This is a genomic window from Mycolicibacter nonchromogenicus, assembly GCF_002101775.1.
Lineage (GTDB): Bacteria > Actinomycetota > Actinomycetes > Mycobacteriales > Mycobacteriaceae > Mycobacterium > Mycobacterium nonchromogenicum.
Genome location: NZ_LQPI01000073.1, coordinates 11,955 through 26,284, shown reverse-complemented (window position 1 = coordinate 26,284; position 14,330 = coordinate 11,955). Strand labels below are relative to the sequence as shown.

15 protein-coding genes are annotated in these 14,330 nt (G+C 65.9%); 2 read left to right on the top strand and 13 right to left on the bottom strand.

Going from position 1 to position 14,330, the window contains the following annotated elements; all coding sequences use genetic code 11:
• Both AWC18_RS18700 and AWC18_RS18695 read right to left on the bottom strand, forming a co-directional pair.
• The gene (locus AWC18_RS18700) at positions 1-792 is read right to left on the bottom strand and encodes an enoyl-CoA hydratase/isomerase family protein (RefSeq protein ID WP_064999461.1); all 792 of its coding nucleotides are present in this window, start codon (positions 790-792) and stop codon (positions 1-3) included.
• Positions 793-797: 5 nt separating this feature from the next.
• A complete protein-coding gene (locus tag AWC18_RS18695; protein WP_064999402.1) occupies positions 798-1,994 on the bottom strand; it encodes a cytochrome P450 in 1,197 nt (398 codons plus the stop codon).
• Between the two features lie 86 nt (positions 1,995-2,080).
• On the opposite strand from AWC18_RS18695, the gene AWC18_RS18690 reads away from it, so the two are divergent.
• Entirely contained in the window at positions 2,081-2,893 is an 813-nt protein-coding gene (locus AWC18_RS18690) for an enoyl-CoA hydratase/isomerase family protein (protein WP_064999401.1), read from the top strand.
• 1 nt (position 2,894) lies between these two features.
• Entirely contained in the window at positions 2,895-4,097 is a 1,203-nt protein-coding gene (locus AWC18_RS18685; RefSeq protein ID WP_064999400.1) for an acyl-CoA dehydrogenase family protein, read from the top strand.
• On the opposite strand, the gene AWC18_RS18680 is transcribed toward AWC18_RS18685, so the two are convergent.
• The 11 genes from AWC18_RS18680 to AWC18_RS18630 all read right to left on the bottom strand — a co-directional run bounded on the left by AWC18_RS18680 (position 4,069) and on the right by AWC18_RS18630 (position 14,329).
• Complete coding sequence (locus AWC18_RS18680; RefSeq protein WP_234784555.1) at positions 4,069-4,830, bottom strand: enoyl-CoA hydratase/isomerase family protein; 762 nt, start codon at positions 4,828-4,830, stop codon at positions 4,069-4,071. The two genes, AWC18_RS18685 and AWC18_RS18680, sit on opposite strands and share 29 nt — an antisense overlap.
• Positions 4,823-5,629: an enoyl-CoA hydratase/isomerase family protein gene (locus AWC18_RS18675; RefSeq protein WP_064999398.1), complete on the bottom strand. Its 807-nt coding sequence runs from the start codon at positions 5,627-5,629 to the stop codon at positions 4,823-4,825. The genes AWC18_RS18680 and AWC18_RS18675 overlap by 8 nt, the downstream gene beginning before the upstream one ends.
• Positions 5,626-6,600, bottom strand: coding sequence for an NAD(P)H-dependent flavin oxidoreductase (locus AWC18_RS18670; protein WP_064999397.1), 975 nt, complete (start codon positions 6,598-6,600; stop codon positions 5,626-5,628). Before AWC18_RS18670 ends, AWC18_RS18675 begins: the two co-directional genes overlap by 4 nt.
• A 31-nt stretch (positions 6,601-6,631) precedes the next feature.
• Positions 6,632-7,474 (bottom strand): enoyl-CoA hydratase/isomerase family protein, encoded by an 843-nt coding sequence (locus tag AWC18_RS18665; protein ID WP_085139693.1) that lies wholly within the window; start codon positions 7,472-7,474, stop codon positions 6,632-6,634.
• Complete coding sequence (locus AWC18_RS18660; RefSeq protein WP_064999395.1) at positions 7,471-7,698, bottom strand: biotin/lipoyl-containing protein; 228 nt, start codon at positions 7,696-7,698, stop codon at positions 7,471-7,473. Before AWC18_RS18660 ends, AWC18_RS18665 begins: the two co-directional genes overlap by 4 nt.
• Positions 7,695-9,716, bottom strand: a complete 2,022-nt coding sequence (locus tag AWC18_RS18655) for an alpha-ketoacid dehydrogenase subunit alpha/beta (RefSeq protein ID WP_085139692.1) — start codon at positions 9,714-9,716, stop codon at positions 7,695-7,697. Before AWC18_RS18655 ends, AWC18_RS18660 begins: the two co-directional genes overlap by 4 nt.
• 63 nt (positions 9,717-9,779) lie before the next feature.
• The gene (locus AWC18_RS18650) at positions 9,780-10,169 is read right to left on the bottom strand and encodes a nuclear transport factor 2 family protein (protein WP_085139691.1); all 390 of its coding nucleotides are present in this window, start codon (positions 10,167-10,169) and stop codon (positions 9,780-9,782) included.
• A complete protein-coding gene (locus AWC18_RS18645) occupies positions 10,166-10,561 on the bottom strand; it encodes a Zn-ribbon domain-containing OB-fold protein (RefSeq protein ID WP_234806587.1) in 396 nt (131 codons plus the stop codon). The genes AWC18_RS18650 and AWC18_RS18645 overlap by 4 nt, the downstream gene beginning before the upstream one ends.
• Positions 10,558-11,727, bottom strand: coding sequence for an acetyl-CoA acetyltransferase (locus tag AWC18_RS18640; RefSeq protein WP_085139690.1), 1,170 nt, complete (start codon positions 11,725-11,727; stop codon positions 10,558-10,560). The genes AWC18_RS18645 and AWC18_RS18640 overlap by 4 nt, the downstream gene beginning before the upstream one ends.
• Complete coding sequence (locus AWC18_RS18635; protein WP_234806586.1) at positions 11,724-13,217, bottom strand: class I adenylate-forming enzyme family protein; 1,494 nt, start codon at positions 13,215-13,217, stop codon at positions 11,724-11,726. The genes AWC18_RS18640 and AWC18_RS18635 overlap by 4 nt, the downstream gene beginning before the upstream one ends.
• A complete protein-coding gene (locus tag AWC18_RS18630; RefSeq protein WP_234784554.1) occupies positions 13,214-14,329 on the bottom strand; it encodes an LLM class flavin-dependent oxidoreductase in 1,116 nt (371 codons plus the stop codon). Before AWC18_RS18630 ends, AWC18_RS18635 begins: the two co-directional genes overlap by 4 nt.
• Position 14,330 lies beyond the last annotated feature (1 nt).

Below are 14,330 nucleotides of genomic sequence, written 5' to 3'. Positions count from 1 at the left end.
CTAGCGACCACGGAAGTCCGGTTCGCGCTTCTCCATGAAAGCCGCCATCCCCTCCGCGACGTCCTGGGTGCCTGCCACCTGTTCGACGAGGAGCGCCTCGGTGTGGAACGCGGCGGCGCGATCCACGTCCAGGGCCTGGTTGAGCATGGCCTTGGCTGCGGCGATGCCGCGAGTCGCACCTCGCGCCAGACGTTGCGCCCACGCCGTGACCTCCGCATTGAGCTGGTCGTCCGGCACAACTTTGTTGACCAGACCGATGCGGTGTGCCTCCGGGGCGGTGATCTCCTCTCCGAACAACAAAAGCTCTTTGGCCACGTTGAACGGCACCTTGCGAGCCAGCAGATAGGCGGCCCCGCCATCGGGCGCCAGGCCTCTCCGGACGAAGAGTTCGATCAGGCGAGCGCTTTCGGCGGCGACGATCAGGTCGCACGCGAGGACCATGCTCGCCCCGACTCCGGCTGCCACGCCGTTGAGGCCGCAGATCACCGGCTTTTCACAGTCGAGGATCGCCGACACCACCGCCTGCGATCCGGTCCGCAGGATGCGTGCGGCATCGCCGGCCACCCGGTCCGGACTCGGTTGCATGCCGGGGTCACGTAGGTTCGGGCCGGTGCAGAAATGCCGAGAACCCGTGCCCGTCAGCACGACTGCACGGGTCTCCGGATCGGTCGATGCACGTACCAGGTTGTCGATGATGTCGCGCTGCATCGCCCGCGTCACCGAGTTTCCGGCATCGGGGCGGTCGAGTATCAACCACCGCACTCCGCTGTCGGAGTGGGCGCTCAATCCCATGCTGGTCACAGCCGGATCGGCACGCTCGCCGGGCCACGCACCGAGTTGGTGTGGACGTACTCGACCGCGTCCTCGTCCACATCCCAGGTCGGAAAACGCGCCAGGGTCTCCTCAATGGCGACCCTTGCCTCGAGCCGCGCCAGCGAGGCCCCGAGACAGAAGTGTGAGCCGTGGCCGAAGCTGACATGCCGGATGCCGGTCCGGGTGACGTCGAAGTTGTCCGGGTCCGGATACTGGCGTTCGTCACGGCCTGCTGAACCGGTGAGCAGGGTGACTTTGGAGCCGGCGGGAATCACGGTGTCGTGATATTTCGCGTCCTGCAGCGTGAAGCGGCCCTGGACAGGCGACGGCGCCTCGAAACGCAGCAGTTCCTCGATTGCCCCGCCGATCAAACCGGGGTTGTCGACGAGCTTGGCGCGCTGTTCTGGAAAGCGCGCGAGAGTCAGCGCGGCCCAGCCGAGCAACCGCGCGACGGTCTCGTTGCCCGCGACGTTGATCAGCGCGATGAAGACGAACAGCTCACCGTCGTCGAGTCGGCGGCTTTCCCGACCGGGTTGCACCAGGTCGGAGTCCATCAACTCGCTGACGATGTCACCGGTGCGGTTCGCGCGGCGCTTCTGCACCTGCTCCTGGTAGTAGCCGATGAGCTTCCGGTTGGCCTCGATGCACAACTCGCTGGGTTCGGGATTGCCGTCTTCCCGGTATAGCTGCAGATCCGACCACTCGCGCAGATTGTCGTGGTCCTCTTCGGGAAAGCCCAACAGCGAGCTGATGACCATGACCGGCAGTCTCATCGAGAAATCGCGGACGTAGTCGAACCCTCCGCTGCCGACGTAGGCGTCAAGATATCCACGACACAGGGTGCGGATCCGGTCCTCGAGTTGGGTGATCCTGCTGGGAAAGAAGGTCCGGTTGACCATCTTGCGCATCGCGGTGTGGTCGGGCGGGTCCATCATGATCATCGCCTTGGGCGACGGCCACGGTTGCGGGGTGATTGCGTCCAGCGTGATCCCGTGCTCCGACGAGAAGGTCTCGGTATCGAGCGACGCCGACAGCACATCATCGAACCTGCTCAGCGCGTAGAAGTCATACTGCTCGTTGTAGTAGACCGGCTTTTCGTCACGCAGCCGTCGCCACACGTGGTAGGGATTCTTTTGCAGGGCACGGTCGAACGGATCCCAGCGCAGCTCCGCTGTGACCATCGGCAGATCCTTTCCCGAATACAACCGCTAGACAATGATACAGTCAGCGTAACTCTGTACAGTACACGCCGAGGAGGGCGGGCAGGTTGGAAACGCGAGAGCTGGACCACGTCATCTACGAAAAGGACGGTCCGGTCGCCCGGATTATTCTGAACAATCCGGAACGTGCCAACGCCCAGACCTCCGAGATGGTCCACAGCGTCAACGAAGCACTCGACGACGCTCAGTACGACTACGGCATCAAGGTCGTGATCATCAAGGCCAACGGCAAGGGATTCTGCTCGGGCCACATCCCCGAGGGCAGCTACCCGGAGTTCAAGGCCGAGCTCGAGGCATCCGGCAAAGTGTGGCGCTCGGCTGCCCAACTGTTCCTCTGGCCGGTCCTCAAGCTCTGGGAGTTCCCCAAGCCCGTCATCTCCCAGGTCCACGGTTACGCCATCGGCGGCGGGACCACCTGGGCGCTGATCCCCGAGATCACGGTCTGCTCCGAGGATGCCTGGTTCCAGATGCCGTTGGTCCCCGGGTTCGGCCTGCCCGGTTCAGAGACGATGTTCGAGCCGTGGGTTTTCATGAACTACAAACGTGCCGCCGAGTACCTCTACACGGCACAGCGGATTTCCGCTGCCCAAGCCCTCGAATTCGGTCTGGTCAACCGTGTCGTGCCTGCCGACGAGCTGGAGAGCACGGTTGAGGAGTTGGCCGCACGTATTGCCAAGGCGCCCCTGATCACGCTGCAGGCGACCAAGGCCGGAATCCTGCGGGCATGGGAGACGATGGGTTTCCGGACCCATCAACAGGCCAGCAACGACCTTCAGGCGGTGGTCACCGGGTCGAAGGAATTCCAGCAGTACGTCGCCGAACTGATGAAGAAGGCGGCCAAGCCGGCCGACCGGGTCTGACGTGCCGCTCTCGCCCATAGTGCGGTTCGGCGGCGGGGAGCACGTCGAGCGGCTGCGCGAGTCGGTCCGCGACTGGCTGGCCGAGAACCTGCCCGATGAGTTCCGCCGCACCGCGGCCAATCCGGACTACTTGCCGCGCGACAGCCACGAACGCGCCGTGGCCTTCTGTCGCGATCTCCATGCGCAGGGGTGGTTCGTTCCGCACTGGCCCGCGAAGTACGAGGGTGGTGGTCTCGGGGTCGTCGAGCAGGTGGTGATCAGGGAGGAATTGGCTTACGCGGGAGCTCCGCTGGTCAACACCAACGGCGTGAACATGTTGGCTCCGGTCCTGTTCCGGTTCGGTACTCCAGAACAGCAGGAGCGGCATCTGCCCGCCATCGCACGCTCCGAGCGGATGTGGGCGCAGGGCTACTCAGAACCTGAGGCCGGTTCGGATCTGGCCGCCCTTCGGATGACCGCGCAGCGGGACGGCGACCACTATGTGCTCAACGGGCAGAAGACGTGGACCAGCAATGGTGTTCTTGCGGACTGGATCTTTGTGCTGGCCAGAACATCCCCCGTGGCAGAGAAGCGGCAGGCCGGTATCTCGTTTCTCCTCGTGGACCTGTCCTCCCCCGGGATCACACGTCGCCCGATCAGGTCGATGACGGGGTACCCGACCTTTGCCGAGGAGTTCTTCGACGACGTGCGGGTGCCTGTGCACAACCTCGTCGGCGCCGAGGGCGAGGGGTGGAAGGTGGCCAAGGCGCTGCTCGACGCCGAGCGCTCGAATGTCACCCGCGCCGCGCAGGCCCAGCGCTATCTCGACGAGCTCGTCGACTGGTGTCGTAGCCGACGTGGATCTGACCACGATCCCTTGGCGGATCCGGCGAACCGGATTGCGCTGGTACGCGCAGTGGAGCGGGTTGAGGTGGGCCGGGCACTGTCCTATCGGGTCGCACACCTGCAGGCGGCAGGCTCGCTGGATCCGGCGCTGCCCTCGCTGTCGAAGCTGTACCACTCGGAACTGACCGCCGAACTGCGTCAGGTGGGAAACCAGATCCTGGGGCCCGCAGGCCTGTTGATGCCCGACGACCCCGATGCCCTTCTCCACGGCCATTTCTCGGAAGGCCTGCTGCTGTCTCTTCTCCACACGATCGGTGGAGGCACCAGCGAGATTCAGCGTGATCTGATCTCTACCACCGGCCTCGGGCTTCCGCGCTAGCCGACCGCTGCTGGGCCACCGTGGCCATCGCGAGCTCCAAGGGGTGGAAGGCTGCCAGCTGCGACGCCTCCTCGGCGTTGATGAGGCGCTTGGTGAGTTCGATCGCGCCGCGGTCGGAGCCGGCCAGTTCCTCCGCGATGGCCACCGCACACCCGACTGCCGATCCCGGCTCGGCGATGTCGGTGACAAGACCCGCTTCGGCAGCGTCCCGCGCGGCAAGCCGTTGGCCCCGTAGTAGCAGTGATGCTGCGCGGTGCCGACCGAGCTGTCGCGACAGCCGCCAGGCCAATCCGCCGTCGGGGACGACGGCGCGGGCGACGAAGGGCGCGCTGAAGTATGCGTTCTCGGCGGCGACGACGAGATCACACGCCAGGGCCAGGCTCCATCCCAGCCCGACCGCCGCACCTTCGACCGCGGCAATCGTCGGAACCGGAACGGCCCTGAGCTGCTCCATGACCTGTTGAGCGTGTTCCACGCGCCCGGCCGGTCCCAGTGGCCCAGAACCATGTGCTGGACCGGTCTTCAGATCACCGCCGGCGCAGAAGAACCCGTTCGCGCCTGCGATGACGACGCCGCCCACGTCCTCATCGGCCGCTGCGGCCGCCAAGGCTTCCGACAGCGCTGTCCAGGATTCGTAGCGCAGCGCGTTACGTTGGGACGGGCGATTGAGCAGCAGTACCCTGATCGCCCCGTGATCCTCGCGCGCCACCAGAGGCGCGCCGCTGTCAGCCACCACTTCTCTTGAGGAACTTGTCGATCGCGGCCCGGTGTTCGGGCGTGGTGAAGCACTCCGTCTCCGCCGAGATGCCGTAGTCGAGGATGGCCGTCACGGCGCGCTCGGCATGCAGATTCAGGGTCCGTTTGGTGTCCTGAACGGCACGTGCGGGAAGCGCGGCGAGCCGGTGTGCCAGTGCGAGCCCCTCCTGCTTGATGGACTCGTGCGGTACGACCCGGTTCGCCAGGCCGAGCTCGACTGCTTTGTCCGCGGGGATGCGCTCGCCCAGAAGGAGGTACTCCTTGGCCTTCATCAGGCTCATCATCAGCGGCCAGAGCACCGAGCCTCCGTCACCGGCCACCAGACCGCTGGCGACGTGTGTGTCGGCCAGGAACGCACGATCCGACATCAGCGTGATGTCGCACAGCACCGCGATGCTGCATCCGAACCCGACCGCAGGCCCATTGACGGCTGCCACGATGGGCAGCGGGAAATCGATCATGTCCCGCACGATCCGGCGGGCGTCCCGCATGCCCTCGCGCCGGGTGACCGGGTTGTTCACGTGTGTTTCCAACCACTCCACCAGGTTTCCGCCTGCGGAGAAGTAGTCCCCCGTGCCGGTGACGAGGACGGCTCGCGCGTCCGGGTCTTCGCCCAGCCTGGTCCACAGCCGCGCAAACGCCCCGTGCATGGAGTTGTTCACCGCGTTGGCGTCGCCCGGGTTGTTCAGCGTCACAATCCGAACGGGGCCGTCGCTGGCCACCAGGATCTCGTCACAGCCGGAGATCTCAGACGTGCCGTCCGGCAGTTCGGTCATCGCAGCGCCTCTGCGAGGCGCGCGGTGATGATCTCTTCGGCGTCGGACACGATCCGCGACACCAACTCGCCGACCGCTGGGATGTCGTCGATCAGTCCCATCGCCGTCCCGATCCACCAGATGCCGGCGTCCAGATCGCCTGTCTCGTAGACCTTGGCGCCGCGCTTACCCGACACGAGATCCGCGATGTCCCCGAATTGACCGCCCTCGTCCAGAATGTCGACGACCTTGCGTGAGACCGCATTGCTCGCGACCCGCCCGGTGTTACGCAGTGGTCGGAAGATCAGCTCCGTGTCGAGCTCACTGCCCGCCACGATCGCCTCTTTGACCTTCTGATGGATCGGCGATTCCTGGGTGCACATGAACCGCGAGCCCATGTTGATGCCGTCGGCGCCCAGAGCCAGTGCCGCGACCAGGCCGCGGGCATCGGCGAATCCGCCGGAGGCGATCATCGGGATCTCGATCTCCTTGGCGGCGGCCGGGATCAGCACCAGACCCGGGATGTCGTCCTCACCCGGGTGACCGGCACACTCGAACCCGTCGATGCTGATGCCATCCACACCGAGACTCTGCGCCTTGACCGCATGGCGCACCGAGGTGCACTTGTGCAGGACCTTGATGCCGTTGTCATGGAACATCGGCAGGTGCGGGGCCGGGTTGGAGCCCGCGGTCTCGACGATCTTGATGCCGGCGTCGACGATCACCTGACGGTACTCGTCGTACGGCGGCGGGTTGATGGTCGGCAGGATCGTCAGGTTGACGCCGAACGGTTTGTCGGTCAGATCCCGGCACCGAGCGATCTCCTCGGCCAGATCCTTCGGCGTCGGCTGCGTCAGCGCCGTGATCAACCCGAGCGCACCGGCATCGGACACCGCGGCCGCCAATTCCGCGCGCCCGACCCATTGCATACCGCCCTGCACAATCGGATGCTCGACGCCGAACGCCTCAGTGAACTTCGTGGTGATGCTCAACAGCTGCCCTCTCTGCTCTTCACACAAGCGCTCATTGGGTCCCCATCCAGCCGGACCGGCGGGTCTGCACGAAAGCGTCTCGGTCGGAGTTCACCGACCAACGGGGTGGTCGCTTCTGGAGGAAGGCGGAGAAGGCCTCGATCTGCTCGGAGGTTCCGATCGACGACCAGTAGCCAGTGACGTCGACTGCCGGCAGAGCCCGTGCCATCTCTCGCTTCATCGCCGCGCGCGCCGCCGGGCCCGTGTTGCGGACCCGCTCGAGCAGCGCGTGGGTCTCGTCGGCCAGATCGTCGTGGGGAACGACCCTGCCCACCAGTCCGATCCGTTCGGCCTCAACCGCGTCGATCCAGTCGTTCCCGTAGATCAGGTGGTTGGCACGCAGGGTTCCGACGCGCTGCGGAATGCGGGCGGCGACGAAGGCCTCGTACACACCGCGGGTCAAGTCCGGGACCCGCAACCGCGCCCGGTCCGACGCAACCACGAGATCGGCGAACAGTGTCATCACCAGCCCGCCCCCCATGGCGATTCCGTTGACCGCACACACCACGATCTTCGGGATCTTGCCCAGAGCCTCGAACGGGGTTCCGTCGTAGGCCTCGGTGAATGCGTCCCAGGTTCGGTCGGGGTTGCCCACCGAATTCATGTCGCCACCGGCGCAGAACACATCATCGGATCCGGTGATCACCAGGAACTGCAGGCTTGGTTCATCCGCGACGATCATCGCCGCGCGCTTGATCCCGTGGTAGCCGTCGGCGGTCACGGCGTTGCGCTTCTCGGGGCGATTGATGGTGACAGTCAACGTGTCGCCGCTGATCCTGCCGATCAACTCGGGGGCACCCAGATCGACGTCCAGCGCGTCGGGCAGACCGGTCATGAGATCACGGCGACGAGTTCGCCGACACCGTAGGTACCGCCGACCGCCACCTTCCAGGCGACCACGCCGGAGGCCGGCGCCTCGATGTCCATCTCCACCTTGTCGGTGGCGAGGGTGTACAGCGGGTCTCCCTCTTCGACGGTCTCGCCGTCGGCGACATGGATCGCGGTGAGTTCGGCCTCCGTGATCGCGTCACCGGGTTTGGGGATGCGTACTTCAGTCACAGGATTCTCCTGACCGCATGGCAGAGGGATTCGGCATCGGGTCGGCACGCCGCCTCCAGGGAGGCGGCCCGTGGTACCGGTGTGTAGCTTCCCGCAACGCGCTGGATCGGCGCCGCGAGCACTCCGAAGAGCTCGGCGCCGACGGCAGCGGCGATCTCGGCGCCCGGCCCGCAGAACCCGACCGATTCGTGGGCGACCACCAGCCTTCTGGTCTTACGCACGGAGTCCAGCACGGTTTCGAGGTCGAGCGGAACCAGGGTCCTGAGGTCGACGACCTCGACCGAGATGCCCTCACCCTCAAGGGACTTCGCCGCAGCCAGCGCGGCATGCACCAGCGCCCCGTAGGTGCAGATGGTTACATCGCTGCCCGTCCGCTTCACATCGGCCAGGCCAAGCGGAATCTCATAGTCGGCCACCGGGACGGGTCCTCTCCCGCCGCCGTAGTACAGCTTCATCGATTCCACGAACAGGCACGGATCGTCCTGGCGCAGGCATGCGTTGAGCAGGCCGACCGCATCTGCGGCGGTACTGGGCCAGACGACCTTGATCCCCGGAGTGTGCATCGCCCAGGACTCCAGTGCCTGCGAATGCTGCGGGCCGGCAGCCATTCCCACCATGGTGCGAATCACCAACGGAGCACCGCGCCGCCCGCCCGACAGATAGCGGACCTTCGCCACGTGGTTGGCGATCTGGTCCATCGCCACGCCGAGGAAGTCCATGAACATCAGCTCGGCGACCGGCCGCAGACCAGCCAGCGATGCTCCCAGCGCGGCACCGATGATCGACGACTCGGCGATGGGTGTGTCGCGAACTCGGTGTTCACCGTACTTCGCCGACAGACCGGCGGTGATTTTGAACATGCCGCCGCCGGAACGATCACCGATGTCCTCACCCAGCAGGACAATCGACTCGTCGGCTCCCATCGCGCGGTCCAGTGTCCGATGGATCGCCTGGACCAGGCCCAGATCCTCGGTCTCCCCCTGGGGTACCGACGTGGTCGCTCGCCGGGGCGCGGCAACCTCAGATCCGTTGTCGGCGAATACGTCACGTGTCAGAACCGCGGCGTCGGGCAGGGCTGCCGCGCAGGCCGAGGCGAATGCTTCCTCGATCTCCGCCACAGCCTCGGCATCGATTCTGTCGAGTGCTTCGGTGGTGGCCGTCCCGTCGGCGATGAGTCGTCGACGATAGCGATCGAAGGGCGGGTCGGCACGCTTTGCGGCCAGGTCGGCGGGGTCGGCATAGCCCATCTGATCGCCGAAGTAGTGTCCCTGCAGCCGGTAGGCGACGGCCTCGACGAACGAGGGCCCCTCCCCCGACCGTGCACGTGCGACTGCGGCCGACACCGCGTCATAGACGGCGTGCGGATCGGTGCCGTCGACGGTCACACCCGGCATGCCGTATCCGCCCGCCCGGTCGGATAACTGGGTGGTCCGCGTATACCGTGACATCTGCGTGCTCTCGGCCCACGCGTTGTTCTGACAGAAGAACACGACCGGAAGTGACCACAGCGCCGCCATGTTCATCGCTTCGTGCAGGTAGCCGATGCTGGTGGCCCCATCGCCGAAGCTCACCAACACGACCTGTTCGGTCTCGCGAATGGACGCGGCCAGCGCGATCCCGTTGGCGATCAGCGGGCCGGCGCCGACGATGCCGGTGGTCCATGCGATCCCGTGCTCGGGGTCGGAGATGCCCATGGCGCCGGCCTTGCCACCGGACAGGCCGGTTTCGCGGCCGAGTATCTCACCGAAGTAGCCGGCCAGATCAATGCCCTTGGTGACGAGGTCACCCAGGCCGCGGTAGGTGGAGACGAGCTGGTCCGTGTCCGCCAGGGCCAGCATCGCGCCGGCCGACATCGCCTCCTGGCCGTCCACCGGCCAGTAGCTCATGGCGATCTCCCCCGATGACAGGCCTTTTCGGACCCGCTTGTCGGCGTGGTGTGTACGGCTCATGAGGCGGTACAACGCGATGGCGCGATCGGTGGTCGATGAGTGCGCCTCGGTGTCCAACTGGGTGGCCATTGAGTCTCCTTGCCCGCGCCGGCTGCGGCGATTCTACAACATGACGCATTATGTTCAATCGTCCTACAGGCCGGCTCGTTTCAATTGATCTGCCAACAGCATTCGGTCGAAATAGCAGCGCTCAACGATCAGGTCTTCCCCCTCGAATCCGAACACGTTGACGCTGAGCATGTCGAGATCCGTGCCGGGGCACGTCGTCCTGGTCTCGATGACGACACCATCAGGTCCGTGGTAGACGCCCGCCGCGGAATAGTGCATCCGCGGCAACTCCTGCCACTGCCGCAGGATCATCTCCCGGACCTCATTGTCGCCGTCGTAAACCGTTGCAGTCGGGATGATCTCGTAGCGGGGATGAGTGAAGGTCGCCATCACCGCTGCCAGGTCGCGGTCGTTTTCTCCCGCGATGTGCCGCAGGACGATCTCCTCGCGGACCCGACGCAGTGTTGCGCTCATCGGCGTTCGAAGGTGGGGAGATTGCGACCGTCGGGCAGTGCCAGCCATGCGACGCGGACCTCGTCCCCCACCGATGGCGGTGGGCCGAAGACATTCGACATGATGCGAGCCCCCTCCTCCAGGTCGACCAGGACGACCGAGTAGGGCACCCGATCGGCGAACGCCGGATGCGCGGGGCGATGGTGCACGCTGACCGCGTAGATGACGCCGCGGCCGGACAACTGCTCCCAGCGCAGGGCGAAGCCGGCACAGTGCGGGCACATGTGGCGTGGAAACCACACCAGTCGGCGGCAGTCGTCGCAGCGCTGCATGACCAACTCGCGCCGTGCCGTCGCGGCCCAGTATGGCGCCGAGATCGCGCTGGGATCGGGTACCGGGAATTCCGCACTCACAGTGTCGCCTCCGTTCCGAGGATGACCGTCGACGTCGCGGACAGCACACCGCCGGTACCGTGGGCCAGGGCGGTCTGTGCACCGGGGACCTGTCGCTCGCCACCCGCATCGCGCAGCTGACGGGCGGCCTCCACCAACAGGAAAGCGCCGAAGGCACCCGGATGCGTGTACGCCAGGCCCCCGCCCGTCGTCTGACCGGGGAGTGCACCCCCCGGCGCGAGCACCCCGTCCGCCACGAACGGCCCGCCTTCCCCCTTCTTGCAGAAGCCGAGGTCCTCCAGCGCCAGCAGGACGGTGATGGTGAACGAGTCGTACAACTGCACGACGTCGATGTCGTCGGGGGTCAGCCCCGCGGTGGCGAACGCCGCGGGCCCGGACAGCGCGCCCGGCGTGACGGTGAGGTCGGGCATCTGGGTGATCATGGCGTGCGATGCGGCCGACGCTGCCCCCAGCACGTAGACAGGTCGCTCGAGATCTCGAGCACGTTCGGCACTGGTGAGCACGATCGCGGCGGCACCGTCGGTGACCAGGCAGCATTCCAGCTTGTGGATCGGCTCGGCGAGGTGACCGGATTGCAGGACGTCCTCGACGGTGATCGGTTCGCGCAGATGTGCGCGCGGGTTGCGGGTCGCCCAGGTCCGGGTGTCGACCGCTATCTGGGCGAGCTGCTCTGCGGTGGTGCCGTAGGTTGCCATATGCCGGTTCGTGGCGAGGGCGTATGCGGTGATCGGCGACATCACCCCGAACGGCGTCTCCCACTCCAGCCGGTCCGGGGTGGCGAAGACGCCGAGTCCCTTCTCGCCACGCTTCCGCGCTGCTCGGGGGGTCGATGCGTAGACGATCACCACGGTTTCGGCCTGGCCGGCGGCGATCGCTGCGGCAGCATGTTCCACGTACAGCCCGTAGCTGGCCCCCCCGGTCTGGGTGGCATCGGTGAATCTCGGTGTGATGCCGAGATACTCGGCCAGCTCAACGGAGTGCATGAGAGTGCCGCCGGTGCACGTGCAGAGACCGTCCACGTCCGCGAGCGAGAGTCCCGCGTCCGCGAGGGCGGCCGTGATGACGCGAGCCTCGAGCTCTCGCAACGGCAGGTCGATGACACCGGACGGTGACACCTCATCGGCGACACCGACCACAGCGGCGGCGCCACGGATGCTCTGGTTCACTTGATCTCCTGTCCGAGCAGTTCACGAAGTGCGGGCTGACTCACCTTCAACGACGGGGTACGGGGCAACTCGTCGACCACCGCCAGGCGGACCGGCATCTGATATCGGGTGAGCCGCTGACCGAGGAACTCGAGCAGTTCTTCGGACTCGACCTGGGCGCCGTCGACGAGTTCCACAGCGCCGACCGGAACAGCGCCCAGCCGCGCATCGGGAACCCCGACGACTCCCGCGTCGCGGACGGCGGGATGACTGCGCAGCGCCGCCACCACGTCCGAGGGTGCGATCTTGAATCCTCCGCGGATGATCACATCGTCGGTACGGCCGTCGACGAACAGGAAGCCGTCCTCGTCGAGGCGGCCAAGATCGGTGGTCCGGACCCATTCCCCGCCGCGCGTGCGCACCTCGATCAGGCCCTGCACCCCGGGGGGCAGTTCGCGGCCGTCGTCCTGCGCGACGATCCGGACTTCGCGTCCGCGCTGGGGACGTCCGACACTGCCCCGCTTGACCTCGGCCCATTCCCGGTGCAGTGCCAGGTTCCAGCCCGCGACGCCGCCGGCGAACTCCGTTGCGCCGTAGGAGGGCAGCACCGCGACGTCGTACCTCTTTTCGAAGGCCTCTTGGACTTCGACCGGCAGCGGCGCCGTGCCGGAGGTGACCACCTCGACACTGGAGAAGACCTCAGGCGGCGCTCCCGCGTCGAGCACCATCGCCAAGGCCGACGGCACCAGGCTGACCGCTCTCGGCCGGTGACGCGCGACGAGGTCGACGAAATCCGCCACCCGGAACCGTTCGAGCAGGGCGATCCTGCGCCCCTCGCAGATGTTCAGCAGTGTGCGGAACAGTCCCGACATGTGCACCAGTGGAGAACTGACGATGGCCACCCCGGAGCGAAGGCGCGGCCCTTCGGCTGCACTCGATCCGTAGTGTGCGCTGGCAGCATCAAGAGTGTGACTGAATGCGTTGTAGGACAGCGGTATCCGCTTTGGAGGGCCGGTGGTTCCACTGGTCAGCATCTCGACGGCGGTACCGGGCTGCTGCGGATGGAACGGGCCGGCTCCGGGATGCTCGAGGCCGGCGACGTTCTCCACCTCGAACGAGGTACCGCTGACCTTGAGACCGAGTGCACCCGTCGCCGCCGCCGGGACCGAGGATCGCTGCCAGTCCAGGTCAAGGCCGATCACGCAGGGCAGGCGAAGGCTCTCGATGTCGGATGCCAGGCGGCTGTCTCCACTGCCGGCGTTGATGGTGACCACGCACCCGTCGATGAGAAGGACCCCCAATAACGCCGCTATCAGGGCCGGGTCGTTGCGAAGGATCAGACCGGTCGGCGCTCCGGAACCCAATCCCGCAGCCCGCAAACGGCTCTCGACCTCATACGCGAGGTCGGCGATGGCCCCCCAGGTGGTCCAACCGCCCCGGTACTCGATGGCCTCCGCCGACGGATCGAGCGCCAGCACCGTCCGGATGCGGCTGGCGAGTTGCTGGCTCAAGCCGACGCTGCCGCGAGTTCGGTTGCCGCAGGAATCACCTCTTCGGCGAACAGCTTCATGGAGTCGCGAACCTTGGCACGGTCCATTGCACCGCCCCGTGACATCCGCAGCATGATGTTGCGCCAGCCCATGTCGATGACAGTGCCCATCTTCTTGATGATGCGATCGGGATCGCCCATGAGGGTGAGGTGCGAGTTCAACACCTGCTCGTAACTCTGTTTGTCGTGCTTGTCGAACCAGTCGGCATATGCCTTGTAATCAGCCGGGATGTCTCCGCCGCGCTCGAAGGGGCTGGAGTACTTGCGGTGTGTCACGATTGAGAGTTCAACGCTCTCACGCGGATACGCGCGCGCGAACCCGTCGTCTTCGTGACAGAACGCGTTGAGAAGCGCCCACACATTTCCGGTGGCCGCAGCTAGTCCCTTCTTGGCCTGTGTCTCCAGGTAGATGTCGAGAGCGCCCTGCAGATCCGGGTCGACCTGGTACGGATTTCCGATGATGGCACCGAAACCCTTGTCGGCCAACCACTCAAAGCTCGACGGTGTCTTCATCACGGTGCCCCACACCGGCACCTTCTGCTGCACCGGACGGGGATGGATCGTCACGTCGTCAATCTGCCAGAATTTTCCGTGGTAGGTGACGTGCTCCTCGGAGAGCAGCAGGTTCACGATCTCCACGCACTCCTGATACCGCGCGGTGGCCTCGTCCATCGGGATGCCGAAACCCTTGAACTCGTGGGCCTGATAGCCCCGACCGAAGCCGGCATCGAACCGGCCACCGCTGAGGTTGTCCACCAAGGCGATGCGTTCCGCAAGTTGGATCGGGTCGTGAAACGGCGCCACCATACAGGCTGTGCCGATCCGTATTCTGTCGGTCTGCGCTGCGATGGCAGCCGCCACCAGCGGCAGATCGGCAAGCGTGCCGTACGGCGAGAAGTGGTGCTCGGCCAGCCAGACCTCGTCGTAGCCGAACTCCTCGGCCCAGCGCACCTCCTCGAGCACGTTCGCGAGAACCTCAGCGTGGCTGAGGTGATTGGGTTTGTCACCAAGGATGAACACGCCGAACCGCACGCCGGTACCTCCACCGATAAATAGTTGCAGTTGCTGCGACAAT